This is a genomic window from Gracilibacillus oryzae, from assembly GCF_009498735.1.
GTDB classification, from domain to species: domain Bacteria; phylum Bacillota; class Bacilli; order Bacillales; family Amphibacillaceae; genus Gracilibacillus; species Gracilibacillus oryzae.
In genome coordinates this window covers 77,088-93,992 of sequence record NZ_ML762434.1, presented here as the reverse complement: position 1 = coordinate 93,992, position 16,905 = coordinate 77,088, and the positions used below count along the sequence as shown (strand labels likewise).

The 16,905-nt window shown below is 38.5% G+C and carries 18 protein-coding genes and 1 pseudogene; 13 read left to right on the top strand and 6 right to left on the bottom strand.

What is annotated here, in order from left to right; all coding sequences use genetic code 11:
* The 4 genes and pseudogenes from F9U64_RS23075 to F9U64_RS14210 form a co-directional block, all read left to right on the top strand.
* Positions 1–198 (top strand): annotated as a pseudogene (locus F9U64_RS23075) (gfo/Idh/MocA family oxidoreductase); the annotation flags it as partial.
* A 56-nt stretch (positions 199–254) separates the two neighbouring features.
* Positions 255–767: a hypothetical protein gene (locus tag F9U64_RS14220; protein ID WP_153404888.1), complete on the top strand. Its 513-nt coding sequence runs from the start codon at positions 255–257 to the stop codon at positions 765–767.
* 144 nt (positions 768–911) lie between these two features.
* Positions 912–1,457, top strand: coding sequence for a hypothetical protein (locus F9U64_RS14215; protein ID WP_153404885.1), 546 nt, complete (start codon positions 912–914; stop codon positions 1,455–1,457).
* A gap of 282 nt (positions 1,458–1,739) precedes the next feature.
* The gene (locus tag F9U64_RS14210) at positions 1,740–3,437 is read left to right on the top strand and encodes a methyl-accepting chemotaxis protein (RefSeq protein WP_153404882.1); all 1,698 of its coding nucleotides are present in this window, start codon (positions 1,740–1,742) and stop codon (positions 3,435–3,437) included.
* Between the two features lie 175 nt (positions 3,438–3,612).
* Here F9U64_RS14210 and F9U64_RS14205 read toward each other — a convergent pair whose 3' ends face one another.
* Positions 3,613–5,154 (bottom strand): BCCT family transporter, encoded by a 1,542-nt coding sequence (locus tag F9U64_RS14205; protein WP_228275732.1) that lies wholly within the window; start codon positions 5,152–5,154, stop codon positions 3,613–3,615.
* A gap of 188 nt (positions 5,155–5,342) precedes the next feature.
* Positions 5,343–5,540: a hypothetical protein gene (locus F9U64_RS14200; protein WP_153404877.1), complete on the bottom strand. Its 198-nt coding sequence runs from the start codon at positions 5,538–5,540 to the stop codon at positions 5,343–5,345.
* A 270-nt stretch (positions 5,541–5,810) separates the two neighbouring features.
* Between F9U64_RS14200 and F9U64_RS14195 the strand changes: the two genes are divergently transcribed.
* Positions 5,811–6,137, top strand: coding sequence for a nucleoside triphosphate pyrophosphohydrolase (locus tag F9U64_RS14195; RefSeq protein ID WP_153404875.1), 327 nt, complete (start codon positions 5,811–5,813; stop codon positions 6,135–6,137).
* Positions 6,138–6,231: 94 nt separating this feature from the next.
* On the opposite strand, the gene F9U64_RS14190 is transcribed toward F9U64_RS14195, so the two are convergent.
* Positions 6,232–7,035, bottom strand: coding sequence for a hypothetical protein (locus tag F9U64_RS14190; RefSeq protein ID WP_153404872.1), 804 nt, complete (start codon positions 7,033–7,035; stop codon positions 6,232–6,234).
* 130 nt (positions 7,036–7,165) lie between these two features.
* Between F9U64_RS14190 and F9U64_RS14185 the strand changes: the two genes are divergently transcribed.
* From F9U64_RS14185 to F9U64_RS14175, 3 genes are all read left to right on the top strand, one after another.
* Entirely contained in the window at positions 7,166–7,498 is a 333-nt protein-coding gene (locus F9U64_RS14185) for a MazG nucleotide pyrophosphohydrolase domain-containing protein (protein WP_153404869.1), read from the top strand.
* A 244-nt stretch (positions 7,499–7,742) separates the two neighbouring features.
* Complete coding sequence (locus F9U64_RS14180; protein ID WP_153404868.1) at positions 7,743–9,218, top strand: alpha-N-arabinofuranosidase; 1,476 nt, start codon at positions 7,743–7,745, stop codon at positions 9,216–9,218.
* A 12-nt stretch (positions 9,219–9,230) separates the two neighbouring features.
* Complete coding sequence (locus F9U64_RS14175; RefSeq protein ID WP_153404865.1) at positions 9,231–9,479, top strand: DUF6171 family protein; 249 nt, start codon at positions 9,231–9,233, stop codon at positions 9,477–9,479.
* 67 nt (positions 9,480–9,546) lie between these two features.
* Here the strand turns inward: F9U64_RS14175 and F9U64_RS14170 are convergent, their stop codons facing one another.
* Complete coding sequence (locus F9U64_RS14170) at positions 9,547–10,041, bottom strand: hypothetical protein (RefSeq protein ID WP_153404862.1); 495 nt, start codon at positions 10,039–10,041, stop codon at positions 9,547–9,549.
* Between the two features lie 179 nt (positions 10,042–10,220).
* Between F9U64_RS14170 and F9U64_RS14165 the strand changes: the two genes are divergently transcribed.
* Positions 10,221–10,835 carry a DUF3267 domain-containing protein gene (locus F9U64_RS14165; protein ID WP_153404859.1) on the top strand — a complete coding sequence of 205 codons (615 nt, stop codon included), beginning with the start codon at positions 10,221–10,223 and terminating at the stop codon, positions 10,833–10,835.
* 139 nt (positions 10,836–10,974) lie between these two features.
* Here the strand turns inward: F9U64_RS14165 and F9U64_RS14160 are convergent, their stop codons facing one another.
* Complete coding sequence (locus tag F9U64_RS14160; protein ID WP_153404856.1) at positions 10,975–11,184, bottom strand: hypothetical protein; 210 nt, start codon at positions 11,182–11,184, stop codon at positions 10,975–10,977.
* Positions 11,185–11,342: 158 nt separating this feature from the next.
* Complete coding sequence (locus F9U64_RS14155; protein ID WP_194287380.1) at positions 11,343–12,191, bottom strand: AraC family transcriptional regulator; 849 nt, start codon at positions 12,189–12,191, stop codon at positions 11,343–11,345.
* Positions 12,192–12,430: 239 nt separating this feature from the next.
* Here F9U64_RS14155 and F9U64_RS14150 point away from each other — a divergent pair, with 239 nt between their 5' ends.
* The 4 genes from F9U64_RS14150 to fucI form a co-directional block, all read left to right on the top strand.
* The gene (locus tag F9U64_RS14150) at positions 12,431–13,450 is read left to right on the top strand and encodes a LacI family DNA-binding transcriptional regulator (RefSeq protein ID WP_153404850.1); all 1,020 of its coding nucleotides are present in this window, start codon (positions 12,431–12,433) and stop codon (positions 13,448–13,450) included.
* Between the two features lie 85 nt (positions 13,451–13,535).
* A complete protein-coding gene (locus F9U64_RS14145; RefSeq protein WP_153404988.1) occupies positions 13,536–14,186 on the top strand; it encodes a class II aldolase/adducin family protein in 651 nt (216 codons plus the stop codon).
* Positions 14,187–14,207: 21 nt separating this feature from the next.
* Positions 14,208–15,698: a rhamnulokinase gene (locus F9U64_RS14140; protein ID WP_153404847.1), complete on the top strand. Its 1,491-nt coding sequence runs from the start codon at positions 14,208–14,210 to the stop codon at positions 15,696–15,698.
* A partial coding sequence (fucI, locus tag F9U64_RS14135) for an L-fucose isomerase (protein ID WP_407647329.1) occupies positions 15,698–16,905 on the top strand: 1,208 nt, incomplete at its 3' end. The genes F9U64_RS14140 and fucI, both read left to right, overlap by 1 nt.

Below are 16,905 nucleotides of genomic sequence, written 5' to 3'. Positions count from 1 at the left end.
AATGATCCAGTGATTCTAACAAAGACTGACGGAACCGAACAATGGCAGTTTGAGCCGCCACAGCATGTCCATCAGCCTCTTATTGAGACAATCATGGCAGAATTAACGGACGGAAACGCCTTTTGCTCAAGTACAGGAGTGAGTGGAGCACGGACGAACTGGGTGATGGAAGAAATGACGAAAGCATTTTCTAAATAAAATGGGAATATATTAGCTGGATTGCCCAGCCATCCTAAAAAAGGGGAGAAAGAACAATGGCACAATTTCAACCATGTAGTAATGACACTGATTTAGCCAAGGTAAGTTTATTTTTACTAGAGAACAGGCATGAGCTTCATCCTTCCTTTACCACACTGGATATGGTGTCGCTTATATATTCCTATGCAACGCAAGGTCAATTCCTTCAAGTGCGCGACTCGACTGATCAGGTCATCGGTGCTGCTGTTTATTACCATGGAACACCAGACCAAGAATTTAAAAATAGTGAGGTAGCTTTTGTAGATATTGCTGTTTTTGCAAGGGAGGTAAGAGGGACAAGAGCATTTCTTAATGGATTGCAATATATGATAAATCATATCGCGAGCTCCCATCCAGAGGTAAAGGAAGTTCAGTTTGCTGCTTATGCGGAAAATAATTATGTATGTAAGTTGTACTCAAAATTTATGGATGTGAGCTATTTACGCGAAGGAAAGCTAGGTAAAGAAATTATTTATTATCAGAAAATTCTTAACATTAGCACTTTCCTAAAGAAATTTAATAAGATATAATATTCATGAGTAATATAATTTTGATTTGTAAGGAGGAGAAATAATGGCGCCAGCAAAACCGCAAATGAAAGATTTTCAAAAAGGCACTGGATTCGGTCGAATTGTTAAAGTGAATGATTCATTAAGAGCTGCAGCATCAAAATAATGGATGTGGAATTTCGAACATGTCAATCAGAAATGGAGTTTGAAGCATATATAAAATTTTTGCTTCAGTATCATCAAGAACTAAACTTGCCTTATTCTTTTGCTATGAATCTTAGTTTTGTCAGTAGTCCATTAATATTCGGGAAGGCAATGTTGATCAGGAGTGATGAGCCGTATGAAATTGTGGGGGCTGCAGGGTTTGTCTATGGCACAGGTGCAAACGATTATGAGGATCAGCATGTATGTCAAGTTGAGGTTGCCTTTTTACAAAAGCAATTTCGGAATACATTCTTGTTTCTATATAGTTTGGATGCACTACTGAAAGAAATGAAGAATGGTAATCCTGATGTCAAACAGATACAGTTCTGGACCGCTATGGATGATGAGAAATTGGGAAGGCTGTTCACCAAATTCAGTGCAGTGCCTGGTTCGACTAAATCAGTAGTCAATAACCTGGTGCTTTACACTGTTCTTTTCGATGAACTAGAGGCATATTGCCATCAATTTTCCCGAATATTAAAAAGGCACGAAGCTCATGTTTTTTGAATAGTTGTGGAGACTGGTAGATATTCTATCCAGTCTTTTTCGTTTGCCCAAATGAAAAAAATGCCGTAAGTCCAAGTACAGGAGTAAGCGGAGTATGGACGAATTGAGTGATAGACGAAATGTCTAGTTCCACTAGTAAGTAATAGGAATAATTTTCTGAATATAATTGTCACATTATCGAAAGAATTTCGTGTCATTCTCTCTATATTTAGCCATAATTTAACCGATATAGTTAGTAAGGTAGATTATATTTACTTTTATACTAACTAGGGGTGATGACATATGAATAAAATATTTCAGTTTAAAAGTATTAAAACAAAGATAATGGCATTTTTCGCACTGATAACAATTTTAGTATTGGGAGTAGGCTCATATTTAATTTATTCTTATTTTGATATGGCAAATGAAACCGAGCAACTTGCAAATAAGGAAATTCCGTTACTTGCTACAGATTTTAAAATGCTTAGTATTCTAGGTAGTCAGCAGAATGAACTCAGAGGATACCTTATTACTGAAGATGAAGGTCATAAACAAGCAATACTGGGAATGAGAGAAGCTACTCAAGGGATCAAAGCGGAAGTTCTGGAATTAAGTGAAAATGAAAAAGTTGCAGGTCTTGTAGAAAATATTGATCAAATCAATCAAATTGTTGATGAACAATATTTCCCAGCGTTGGAATCAGGAGATACAAGCACAGCAAGAATCATATTGGAACAGAATATTGATCCCCTTATGAAAGAAACACAGGATGCTTTTATGAATTTAGCTCTACAAAGAGAAACAGAGAGCAGAGCAAGCAGCCAGACTGCACTGAAAAACGCGGAAGTCAACACTGTCATCGCAATTATCTCGGGCATTATATTAATTATAATTATTGTCCTGCTATCCATTTTTGTGCCAAAAGCTATTGCTAAACCAATCGTACTATTAAAAGAACGAATGGACTTAATTGCTGGTGGTGATTTAAGCAGTGAACCACTCGTAACAAAATCAAAGGATGAGATTGCCGATTTAATTGATGCATCTAATCGTGTCAACGACAATTTGAAAGACATGTTGAATCAGATAACTGCTGTCTCGAATACGCTTAATGACCAAAGTTATGAATTAATCCAGTCATCAAGCCATGTAAAAGAAAGCAGCGAACAAGTAATTAGCACAATGCAAGAGTTAGCAAGCGGCTCAGAATCACAGGCTAACACAACAAGTGATATTGCAAATTCGATGAACCATTTCAGTACGATCATCAATGAAGCAAACAATAGCGGGGAAACAGTATATTCTTCCTCACAGCATGTCCTTCAGTTAACAGATGAAGGTAGTAAAATGATGAATTCTTCTATTAATCAAATGGGAATTATTGATTCGATTGTGAAAGACACTGTGGAAAAGGTGGCAGGTCTTGATCAGCGTTCTCAGGAAGTATCTAAACTGGTGAATGTGATTAAAGACATTGCTGAACAGACAAATCTGCTAGCTTTAAATGCTGCAATTGAAGCTGCACGTGCCGGAGAGCAGGGGAAAGGTTTTGCGGTAGTTGCTGATGAAGTGCGTAAATTAGCAGAGCAAGTATCTTTATCTGTTACAGATATCACACAGATCGTAAACGATATTCAAAAGGAAACAGCAGCAGTGACAGGCGCTTTACAAAATGGATATACAGAAGTGGAAACTGGCAAAAATACGATTGTGTCTACTGGAAAAACATTTGAAGAGATTAATCATTCACTCGCAGAAATGGCGAATGGAATTAAGCAAATATCTGATAATTTAACAAACATAGCAGGAAACAGTGATGAGATCAATAAGTCGATTGAAGAAATAGCAGCTGTCTCTGAAGAATCAGCTGCAGGTATTGAAGAAACTTCAGCAACCATTGATCAAACAGGTAACTCAATAGAGCAAGTCACATCAAGTGCGCAACATTTAAATAAATTATCCAATGATTTAAATGAATTGATCAATAAATTTAAATTGTAAGAATAAATAAAAGGCAATGTTCTTAAATAAGAGGAACATTGCCTTTTTTGCTTAAGATGTATAGAGAATACTAGCTCTGAAAAAACAAAAAACACCCATATCCCTCTCTTTAACCAAAGAGAGAAATATAAGTGTCCCAAATAGTGATGAACATAAAATGAGGTTTGTGAATCGTTTATCTTACTTGTACCTTTTTCTCGGCAGTAGAGTCGATTGGAACAACCCGCTGTTTGGATTGCTTTGTAAGCTTCTTCTTCCTGACATCCTTCACAATCGAATAACACATAAATCCGATCAGAATATAGAAAGGGAAAGTAATGGCAATCACGACATTTTTCATCGGTTCAATGCCACCGCTCATGATTAATACGATTGATCCACCTGCAAAAAGTACGCCCCACAGCATTTTTAAACGATTCGGAGGATTGGCATCTCCGTTTTTACTATACATACTTAATGTATAGGTGACAGAATCTGCAGAGGTAATAAAGAATAGTGTTATCACAATGACTGCGATAATATTTAATATAGAGCTAAAAGGGAAATAATCCAAAAAGGCAAATAAAGCTGCCGAATTATTGGTGTTCACGATATCGATTAATGAGGTGAGTCCAGCTTCACGAATTAAATGAATCGCAGATCCTCCCATCACCGAAAACCATACAATAGCTATTCCAGTTGGTGCCACAAGCACGCCAAGGATAAATTCTCTGATCGTTCTCCCTTTAGAAATTCTGGCAATAAAGCTGCCGACAAATGGTGTCCATGCACACATCCATGCCCAATAGAATATCGTCCAATTCTCAATCCACGGATTCTCCGCAAATGTCTCCAACCTTAGACTTGCAGGAAGCAGTGTTCCGATATAATCGGCTGTAGAATTGATCATGATATTTATAATTTTCACAGATGGGCCTAAAAGAAAGACTCCCACAATTAATAAACAGCCAAGCAGCATGTTGGTATTGGATAAATATTTCATGCCCCGGTTGACCCCGCTGGATGTTGAAATCATAAATAATACCGTCATGATCGCGATGATAATAACCTGTGTGGCGAAATTGTTCGGCACATCCCATAAATAATTGATCCCGCTCGTTAATTGGATGGCGCTCATCCCTAAGACAACAGAGGTGTTCAGTGCAACCATGAAAACCGCATAACTGTCAATGGTCTTCCCGATCGGCCCGTAAATTTTATTTTTAAGAATCGGGTAAAAGACAGAGCTCGGCAATGCCGGCAAATTCTTTCGATACTGAAAATAGGCGATACATAATGCAACAATGCCATAGATAGCCCAGACGCCAAGTCCCCAGTGGAAAATGGATGACGTAATGGCCGTATCAGCAGCTCCTGCAGTAAGGCCCTCACCAGCTGGTGGCGTTTCATAGTGGGAAACAGGTTCCGCTATTCCCCAGAACACTAACCCGACGCCGATTCCTGCCGTAAACAACATGGCAATCCAGGTTCTTGTACTGTATTCAGGTCTGTCAGAGTCCTTTCCTAATCTCAGCTTTCCATATTTCGAAAAGCCTAAATATATACAAACTACAAGGAACAAGAAACCTCCCAGAATATAGAACCAGCCGAAATAACTAACAATTGCATCAACGATAATGGCAAATGAATTAGTTAGAAAATCATTAAAAAATACACCAAACAAAATAAATAATAATGTTGCAGATAGAGAAGAAATCAATATAATGTTTTTCTTCAAGAAAAATACACTCCTTAAATTAGTAACTGTTTTCCTTTCATCCAAAATAATTAAAAATAGGCAAAAAAGCCCCAGTACACGACGGTACGGGGCTTAAAAAAATTCTTTCATTCATGATAAAACCATAAGGTAAAATACGTCTGTCTTATTTGCTAATGATTTTCCACTACATGTTGCCTGCCATCACTTCATTGATAAAGACTGTTGAGAGTTTCTGATAAATCAGCATGTTCTCTTTTCTTTGCTTTTTCAATCAAAAATGGATGTTTCTTGGCCCCTTTAAATGTTACATCATCGTAATAATTGTTACACACTTTGTCGGTCGATGCAAAGCGATAAACCCTATAACGCGGATAAAGCGCTGTTTGAAATATGTCTTCATCCATTGGCGCTGAACTACTGGCAAGGCATAGATTTTTTTATAAAAAAATCATTATACAGGCCTTGATTTTTAACATTTTGCTCTGGGAGTATTACCTTTACCAGAGTTTTCCTTAGACATCTAAAGCAAGACGGGAAGCGCATTTGATGACAATGTTCCACGTGAATCATCAAAAATGTTGAGGATTCGACAAGAGTTAAATCTTATAAAAGAAACTGCTTCTTTCTGGAAGCATGGTATAATTCTTCTATATCTTAAAAGGAGGCTTAAGCTTATGCCGATTTATAATAAATTAGTACATGACAAGATCCCTGCTGTTCTTGAAGGCAAGCAATTAACATACAACACCAAGATACTTGAGGATCATACATATAAACAAGAACTGATAAATAAATTAGCAGAAGAATGCCAAGAGTATCAAGCGGCGAATAATAATGAGGAAGCAGCCGAGGAATTAGCAGATATTCTGGAAGTGGTTATCGCTCTTGGTAAAACGCACGGCTATACTGAAGCTCAATTGTTGAGCGTACGAAAGCAGAAGCGAAACAACCGCGGTGGTTTTGAAAATAAAGTGTATTTGATTGATGTGAAAGATAACTAGATGAAAGCATAATTGTTATCCTGTGCTGTCGTAACTGCAACTTCTTTGGCTGATAATAAGCCGCATGAACAAATATTTTTCATACGGCTTCTCATTACTTCACCATATCTGTTATTTTTCCATCGTTTTTACTAACCTTATACCAACCGTAAGTTGCTGTGTGTGAACCTTCTTCCTGTTCTACAACCTCATAAACATGGACAATGTAATTTCCATTTTCAGATGTGTGATCAACTTCAATCTTTGGATTGGTACTTTCATCAAGTTGAATATTTTGACGAACAAGGGCAATGGCTTTCTCTTCCTTAATCTGTCCGCTTCTTTCATTATTGAACTGTTCCCTTTTCACATTTTCCACGATCCAGTTATGGTCCATACGTGTTAGGGTGAAGGTGATGTTCACATGTCCGAGCAGGGCACTCTCCCGTTCCTGGATAACATGATATTCCTGGTCGTTAACTTTTTCTAGTGTGTAAGGTTGATCAGGCATCAGCCAGACTGGTGCTTCCATAGCTTTTATATATAACGCGTTATTTTCTTCTTTAAAATAAGTATGGACACGTTCCTTGGCTAAACTGTCTGACATAATAGTTTGAAAATGGGAAATGAGCTCATCTTTTGATTGATATTTTTTTACTTTTCCATCATTTGCAGAACTGTTTACAATCTTCATAAAACTATTTTCATATTCTAACAAAATATCTTCCGCGTCACTTTTACTTAAAGCTATGTCTTCTTCATTTTGCTTATTCTCCGTATTGGTCACTTGCTGTTCATCATTCTCCCTTTGATCTTCCCCCGTAACAGCGCTCTCTTGTTGTTCATCATTAGCAGAATTACATGCAGTTGTGAAGATAAAAATAAGCAGGGAAATGAACATAATAATAGCTTTTCTCATGATGACTTCCTCCTCTACGTTTATCTGTTATTATTTTTCCTTAAGTAAAACTTGATTAAACGTTGGAATCAATAATCAAACTAATCTTTTTTTGTTAAACTATAGCTAGCGAATGGGGAGGTTAGATAAAATGAATGTTACTGAATTTCAGCAATGGGTAAAGGAGTACTATGAAAAAAGGGGATGGTCTGAGTTAGATATTTTCATTCGTATCGGCTTCTTGGCAGAAGAAACGGGAGAAGTTGCGCGTGCGATAAGGGCCCTTGAAATAGGCAGGGACAGGCCTGATGAAAATGAAGGAACTTATGAGGAAAATAAACGAGAGTTAACAGAAGAATTGGGAGATGTAATAGGTAATGTGATCGTAATTGCAAACAAGTACAATATCTCCCTGGATGAAGTATTTCTGGCACATAAAAAGAAGCTGTCAGAACGTTATTCTGATCAGGATAAGCAAAAATAAAGCGCCGTAAAAGCCCGATTTTTCCACTTGCTAGTGAAAAGGGCTTTTTATTTTCTGGAAAAATATTCATATAATTGGAAGTGATGAAAGTATATAGTATAATTTGATTAACATCAATGTGTTCGAGTCATATAAAAAGATGGTCATTATTCTTTTGATTCCACCATAGAATGAAATCGCTTGCAAATGATCATAAAATATCTATTGCAGCATTAAAAATTTGTTTATAATGGGAGGATTAGCAATGAACAACACAATCGTCATCAACACAGATGTAAAAAAAGCAACGATCAACAAAAACATCTATGGTCACTTCGCCGAGCACTTAGGCAGATGTATTTATGAAGGACTCTGGGTAGGGGAGGATTCATCGATTCCCAACACGAACGGGATACGCAACGATGTATTGGAAGCGCTTAGAAATGTGCAGATTCCAGTTCTGCGCTGGCCTGGGGGATGTTTTGCTGATGAATACCATTGGAAAGATGGTATTGGGCCGCGTGAGAATCGTAAACATATGGTGAACACACACTGGGGCGGTGTAGTGGAAAATAATCACTTTGGTACGCATGAATTCATGATGCTCTGTGACATGCTTGGTGCAGAACCTTATATCTGTGGAAATGTCGGCAGCGGAACGGTTCAGGAAATGTCCGAATGGGTAGAGTACATGACCTTTGATGGCGAATCGCCAATGGCAAATTGGCGAAAAGAAAATGGCCGTAACGAACCGTGGAAGCTAAAATATTTTGGCGTAGGAAATGAAAACTGGGGCTGTGGCGGCAGCATGCGTGCAGAATATTATGCAGACCTGTATCGCCGTTATCAGACTTATGTACGCAACTATGGTGACAACAAAATATACAAGATTGCAGGTGGAGCCAGCGCAGACGATTATAATTGGACAGAGGTATTAATGCGGGAAGCTGGTCGGATGATGGATGGCTTGAGTTTGCATTATTATACAGTTCCTGGAGATTGGGCAGGAAAAGGTTCCGCCACTGACTTTACAGCAGACGAATGGAATACCACCATGGAAAAAGCACTGCATATAGAAGAGCTGATTGTAAAGCACAGCACTATCATGGACAAGTATGACCCAGATAAGCGGGTCGGCTTAATCATTGATGAGTGGGGCACGTGGTTTGATGTGGAACCAGGGACTAATCCTGGCTTCCTGTACCAGCAGAATACGATCCGCGATGCATTGGTAGCAGGTGTTTCATTAAATATTTTTAACAATCACAGTGACCGTGTTCAGATGACAAATATTGCTCAAACCGTTAATGTGCTGCAGGCAATGGTGTTAACAGAGGGCGAGAAAATGATTCTTACCCCTACTTATCATGTGTTTGATATGTATAAAGTACACCAGGACGCTGCACTACTTGCGGTCGAACCAAATATACAGAAAGATGAAGCAACAAAATTACCAGAAATCCATGTCTCCGCATCGAAAAATAATTCTGGGAAGACAAACATCACCCTTTGTAACATGAGTCGTGATCAGGAAAGAAAGGTAACCATAGATCTTCGTGGTGGCAGTGTGTCTGATATGACAGGAACGATTTTAACCTCTGCCAATATGAATGACCGCAATACTTTTGACAACCCTGATGCAGTAAAGCCAGCACCGTTCAATGATATGAGAGTTGAAAACAATAGCATTTCTGTCACATTACCACCGATGGCAGTTGTCTTACTAACAGCAGCAGAGTAAGGGGGAAGCAAGATGAGTTGTAAAGGCTGCCAGGCTTCGGTGATTGTTTCACAGGATGAAATAGAACAGCTTGTGATGGAGCAGCTTCAATTTGAGGACGATATAGTAACAAATGAAGTCTATGAAAAAAGATTGATAACATGCAGAGATTGTCCTTCTCTTATGTATGATACAACCTGTGGCCATTGTGGCTGCTTTGTACAATTCAGGGCTAAGCTTGCTTATAAAAGCTGTCCATTTCCAAGTGGAGAAAAATGGTAGAGAAAGTAAAGTAGCTGACTAAACAGGAAATGTTTTGTCAGCTTCAATTTTAGAAAAAAGAATTTGTTTAAAATTCGTAATCCCAAACTTCTAAATCTTCTTGCGTATCCTCTTCCACAAAATAGACAGATGCTTCTTCTAACGTATAATTTGTCCCGGTATCAGAAGAATATTTTAATAACAATGGTTCATTAAAGTCAGCATCTGCCCATGACAAGATGATTTCATAGTTATAGTTCGTATCGTTTTGAATAAAACTGCCAGAAACAAAATGAGTGTTTTTGTAGACTCTTCCTGTAAAGTCACTAATGATTATCTGTTTTTCTTCATCAATCTTCACTATCTGGTAATCTTGTTCTGATTCAGGATGCTCTACAGTTTCATTTTCCTGCTCTGTAGCAAAATCCCTGGCAGTAGAAAGTATAATACTCTGCCTTTCTATCGAATCCGTTGTTTCTGTTACTTTATTATTATTTGACACTTCCTCCTCATTCCCGCATGCTGCCAATAAAATAAGAGGCACTGCACATGTGAAAATCAGCAATTTTAAGTATTTGTTCATTCTTTCACTCCTTTTGGATGCTTGTTTAGCCTTTTCCTATTTTAGCACAATTTGTAAATCGTATCACTTCCAGGTATCCCTGCCTGCTGTTTCTATAGTACAATAATAGCTGATGCATTTTATAATAAGAAAAATAAATTCCGTACAATTTCCAGGAGAGGAATGAGGGGGGAAATTAAATGAAACTACTGAGTAAAATGCCTAAAAGCAATCCAAATCTTCATTCGGACTTGATTCATAATGGCTGGATTCCGTTAAAAGAGCCTAAGAGTTCCATTATTGCATTTTTATTATCTTTACCTCTGATGATTATTGGAGCTATTATTTCTATTGGAATAATCGATATTATTTCCACTATCTCGCTGAGCGAATTTGGCCTGACATTTGATTCGTTCTCCATCACAATTGATATTGGTATAATTCTTATGTTAGCAACTCTTCTAATACTTCATGAATTACTTCACTTGGTTTTTATCCCCAATTTTTTCACATCAGCAAAGACATATGTTGGAATTACACCTCTCGGGGGCTTTGTGATCACAGAAGAGGAAATAACAAAGGCAAGATACATTTTGATTAGTATTGCTCCATTTCTGATTATTTCCATTATCTTGCCATTTGTATTAAGTATGCTTGGTATTTTAACAACCTCCTGGAAAGTGCTAATCATCCTTAACGCAATGGCATCATCAGTTGATATATTTAATCTCTTTCTTATCATGAAACAGGCACCAAAAGATGCCATACTAAAAAGCAACGGGCCATCTACATATTGGAGGAGTATGAAAGCGTGAATGGCGTTACTTCCAGTCTTTTGCTGCTGCAATGAAAGAGTTTCTTTTTGCATGCTAAGACAAAGACAAACAAAACCCGCTGCCTATCAAGTATTTTATGACAGGTAACGGGTTTATCGTTCAATAGTAAAACTAGATGCTATCTTGTTCCACGGTTATCCGGCTTTTTAATTACTTTGCGGACATACCATGCTGTTGCTGCGAGAAATAGAAGGGTAGTGACGATAAAAGCTATGGCAAACGCTGTACCCTCTATATTTGTCTGGATAAATGTGTAGAGAAGGGTTATATAGATCAGCCAGAGCAGTCCTAATTTTAAAGCATTATTTACTTTTTGCGATTTAAACATGTTATCACCTTTTTTAAGCCTTATTTTATCTGTAATAATATATTTCCCCTATTGATCACCCGCAAAACACTGCCTTAAATAAATATGCTGATTTCTATCATTCTCTCGATGAATCAAAAGCCTGACTGGGTGACAGATTCGCTGTACTAAAAGGTGATTCATGCCCTTCCTTTGTTAGCCCTCCGAAACCTGGCAGGGGTAATTCCGATATATTTCCTAAACATACGGTAAAAATGGGGAATACTCTCATAGCCAATTTCCTCCGCGATAAATGCAATGGTATGATCTGAATGCAACAGCATTTCCTTCGCTTTAAAAATTCGTTTTTTGTTCAGATAGGCTGTTGGCCCCATGCCTGTTGTTTGTTTAAAGACTCTGCTGAAATGAGCTGTACTCAAAAGCGCTTGTTTTGCCAGCATTGGTAATGTAACTTCCCTGTGGAGATTGTTATCAATATAGGTAAGGATTTGCTGCATCCAGTCTTGATTGCCTTTACTAGGGTCACCCACACCTTTATTTTGCTTCGCTCGTACTCTCGAAAGCTCCAGTAGTATTTGATGTGTAATCAGGACAGAAGCATGAGCAGATCCAAGTTTCTCTTCGGCTAATTCCTGATCGATTCTCGCAAACAACCCTTCCAGAAACAGCTGATCACTTTGTTCGAGCTGAATCTTATAGTCTGTCTCTTTTTTCATATTATCAATCAAGGATAAATAGGAGAATGGTTCATCAATCGATAGATTATGGATTAGAGCCGCACTGAAGAAGATGACCGTTGATGTGATTAAATCATCATTGTTTGGCTTGGCATGGTGCAATGTATCATGAGGAACGATAAATATATCCCCTTTGTTCATTTCATAAAGTCTATTATCAATAAAAAATTTCCCTTTCCCACAGTGGACGTAAATAATCTCGTGATAATCATGGGCGTGATCTGGTAATTCATTTTGGGGTTCTTTACTGTTTTTATAGGAAAAAGAATAAGGAAATAATTCATTGAGCATGATTACCATCCTTTCGATCTCATTATCAAAAAAGAGTATAAAAAAAGCAAAAAAGGCAATTTATTCGTAACGAGCGATCCTGTAGAATACAAGTAGAAATATTTTTTCCCATTATATCATAAAATGTTACCGGTAACATAAAATGACTTATAGGAACTGTCAATAATAACGGCCTTATTGAGAGAAAGGATTGTTACCGATATAATGATATAAATTGACAATAAGAGAGGCTGCACGAAATGGTAACTATTTATGATATAGCAAAAAAAGCAAATGTATCAGCAATGACTGTCTCCAGAGTGATCAATAATTCTGGAAAAATAAAAGAAACGACCAGAAAAAAGGTAGAGCAAGCAATCAAAGACTTAAGTTATGTGCCAAATTCCGCAGCAAGAAGCTTAATTTCAAATCAAACGAAAACATTAGGTCTGTTGTTGCCTGATATTTCGAATCCATTTTTTGCGAAATTAGCAAGAGGAGCTGAGGATAAAGCACTTGAACTTGGCTACAGAGTGTTATTATGCAATACAGATGAAGATGCCGCTAAGGAAATGAATTATATTGATATGGTATTATCCGCAAGAGTGGACGGTGTTCTGATTGCACCAACCTGTGATCAATCCCTGGAACAGATTGATAGATTAAGCGATCATGGCATTCCCGTTGTGCTGATTGACCGGACCATCGAAGGCTTCCAGGGTGATTATGTTCTTGGAGACAGTTATGAAGGAAGCAGAAAATTGATGGAACATCTCATTAGTCTAGGTCATCACAATATTGCTTTTATTAATGGGCCATCCAATGTTTCAACAGCTAGAGAACGTTTAAGAGGATATCTTGAGACATTAAAATTAAATGCCTTGCCAATTTATGAGCATTACATTTCCGAGATTGACTTTAAAAATGTCCAGTCTGGTGCCACGAAGAAAATTATCGAACAATTATTATGTTTAGAACCATCGAAAAAGCCGAGTGCTATTTTCGCAGCAAATAACTTTATTGCCATTAGTACGATAAAGGCACTGAAAGAATTGGGATTACAAGTGCCTGATGATATCTCTGTCGTATGCTTTGATGAAGTGGAACCTGTTGTTTATTTTGATCCCTTTTTCACGGTTGCTTCACAGCCGGCACAGGAATTTGGCAAGATTGGCGTGCAATTTTTAATCGAAAGACTTAGTGGAGGTTATCAGGAGGATGAGCGTAAAGTGGTATTATCTCCTGACATTCTTATCCGCAAATCTACCAGATCATTGTAGATTAAAAACTAGTAGTTTCCATCCTATCAAAATCGATAGGAGGATAATCATTATGAAAACGATTACTATAATGGAGGGAATTATGATGACAAATGTAAGAGAACAGTTAAAGCAATATGCAGAAAAACTCGTAACATCTGGGCTGGTCGTAGGAGCCGGCGGCAATCTGAGTATGCGGGAAGGAGAGTTTATGTACATTAGTCCAAGTGGCTTTGATCTGCAGGAAATTGAAACAGAACAATGGGTTAAGGTACATATTGCAACAGGTGAAGTATATGGTGATTTAAAGCCTTCTTCTGAAGTGTTAATGCATTTGGAATGCTTTCGCAAACGGGCAGATATTGATTCAGTCCTGCATGCACACCCAAGCTATTCCGTAGCAGTATCATCAGCTGGCTTGGAAATCCCTGCTATGTTTCCTGATTTCCCTGCGATGATCAGAAATGTAGCGTATCTTGATTATCTTATACCAACGACAAACGTTCTGGCAGATGCAGTAGCAGAAGTAATCGAAGCTACCGATGTTGTGGTAATGCGCAATCACGGTGTGTTGACAGTCGGGAAATCGATGAAAGAAGCCTACTTTTTTATGCAGCTGGTCGAGGAAGCAGCTAAGGTATATGCGATTTCCAAGTCTGTTGGCACTCCAAGGTTATTAACAGAGGATGAGACAAGAGATTTACGTAATCTATCCAGTGAAAAATACCGCGCAAAGCTTCTGAAGGATTCAATTTAGTTGAGGACAGGAGGGAGCGAATTGAAAAAAGTTTGGGCATTTGATATTGGCGCATCAAATGGAAGATTGATGCTTGCAAGCTTTGATGGTGAACAGATGCATTTAGATGAACTATATCGATTTTCCAACAAACCAGTTCACCTTACAGATCATTATTATTGGGATGTTCTTCATATCTTTAACGGAATGAAAAAAGGCATGGAAGTTAGTTTGCAAAAAGGCCATAACAAGGTAGAAAGTATGGGGGTTGATACATGGGGAGTTGATTTCGGGTTGCTTTCCAAAACAGGTGAACTGCTCGCTAATCCTTATTGCTATCGTGATCCGCAAAACAATGATGGAATGGAAAAAGCACTGAAACATATTTCCAAAGAAGAGCTGTTTGTGACTACAGGGATAGAAACCGCACCAATCAATAGTTTATTTCAATTATTAGCAATTCAAGAGCGCAACCCTGAATTGCTGGCCAATGCAGACACCTTGCTTTTGACACCTAATTTGCTTGGTTACTTATTCTCAGGAGTGAAAAATAATGAATATACCATTAGTTCGACCACTCAATTAATAGATTTGAAGACGAAAAACTGGTCGAATGAAATTTTATCCATGTTTAATATTCCAGCAGATCTATTCGCTCCTGTTGTCCCATCTTCATCGATCGCTGGTGAGACATTGCCGGAGATTAACAAAGAACTGGGTATGAGCCCGGTAAAAGTAGTCAATGTAGCTGGTCACGATACAGCAAGTGCACTGGCAGCACTTCCGATCGGAGATGGCTTCTCTGTTTTTATGAGCTGTGGGACATGGGGATTGATCGGAGTAGAAGTAGATCAGCCTGTTGCAACAGTCCAGGCAATGCATGCGGGATTCACCAATGAAGGGACCCTTGAAGGAAACTACCGGCTGCTTAAGAACAGTATGGGAATGTGGTTATTACAAGAATGCCGCACCATATGGGAAAGAGAGCAAATCAGCACAGATTATGAAGAAGAAAATCAGCTTTTCCAGCAGACAGAGGCTTTTGGTGCGTTTATTGATCCGGATGACAACAGGTTCTTTAATCCTGACAATATGGTAGAAGCTATAAAGGTGTATTGTAGAGAAACGAACCAGCAAATCCCTCAAACGCGCGGAGAAATCATTCGCTGTATTTTAGAAAGTCTTGCAATGAACTATCGCTTGGTTATTGAACAATTAGAACAGCTGCTTGACAGGAAATTAAAGCGCATTCATATGGGTGGAGGAGCGATTCAGAATCATCACTTTTGCCAATTGATTGCTAATGTTACTGGGCGGGAATTGGTAGCAGGTCCGGCAGAAGCCAGTTCTGTTGGAAATGCCATTTCTCAATTTATTAGTTTAGATATTATCGACAGTTTAAGAGAGGCAAGACAAATCGTCAAGAATTCATTTTCCATTCCGTCCTATTATCCGGAAGAAAATGATAGATGGGATGAAGCTTATCAACAATATAAAACCATTATTTCATACAAATTAGAGGAGGAAAAATAATGACAGCAAATAAACGATTAATTGGAGATATGCCTAAAATAGGAATAAGACCAACGATTGATGGCAGAAGAAAAGGGGTCCGTGAGTCACTGGAAGAGAAAACGATGAACATGGCCAAATCAGTTGCCAGCTTCCTGTCAGAACAATTGCGATACAACAATGGCGACCCGGTAGAATGTGTAATTGCAGATACATGTATTGGCGGAGTAGCAGAAGCAGCCAAAGCCAAAGAGAAATTCGACAAGGAATCTGTCGGTTTAACTCTTACGGTAACACCTTGCTGGTGCTATGGTTCAGAAACAATGGACATGAATCCAAACAGGCCTAATGCGATCTGGGGATTTAACGGGACAGAGCGTCCTGGTGCTGTTTATTTAGCCGCTGTTCTTGCTGCACATAATCAGAAGGGCATTCCGGCCTTTGGTATCTATGGCCATGATGTGCAGGATATTGATGACCATTCCATTCCGGAAGATGTTCAGGAAAAATTGCTGCGATTTGCTAAAGCCGGTCTTGCTGTAGCAACACTTAAGGATAAATCCTACTTATCGATGGGATCTGTTTCGATGGGGATAGCTGGAAGTATGATCAATGAAGATCTTTTCCAGGATTACTTTGGCATGCGTAATGAATATATCGATATGTCTGAATTCATTCGCCGGATAGATGAGGGCATTTTTGATCAAGAGGAATTCGAACAGGCTTATCAATGGGCGCAGAAGCATTGCAGCATTGGCGATGATATAAATTCGGAACAAAATCAGCGGAGTGATGAGCAAAAGGAAGCAGATTTAAAAATGAATATAAAAATGGCGATGATAACAAAGGATCTGATGGAGGGAAATCCAAAACTGGCGGAGTTAGGTTATAAGGAAGAAGCAATGGGAAGAAATGCAATAGCCTCCGGTTTCCAGGGCCAGCGTCAATGGACAGATCATTTCCCTAATGGTGACTTTATGGAAGCGATCCTGAATTCTTCCTTTGACTGGAATGGCATTAGGGCACCTTATATTGTGGCAACAGAAAATGATGCGTTAAATGCAGTGACGATGCTGTTCGGCCATTTACTTACAAATACAGCTCAAGTATTTGCTGATGTTCGTACTTACTGGAGTCCTGATGCGATTAAACGAGTAACAGGCCATGAAGCAGATGGAAAAGCGTCGGGCGGTATTATCCATTTGCTAAACTCAGGTGCCGCTGCATT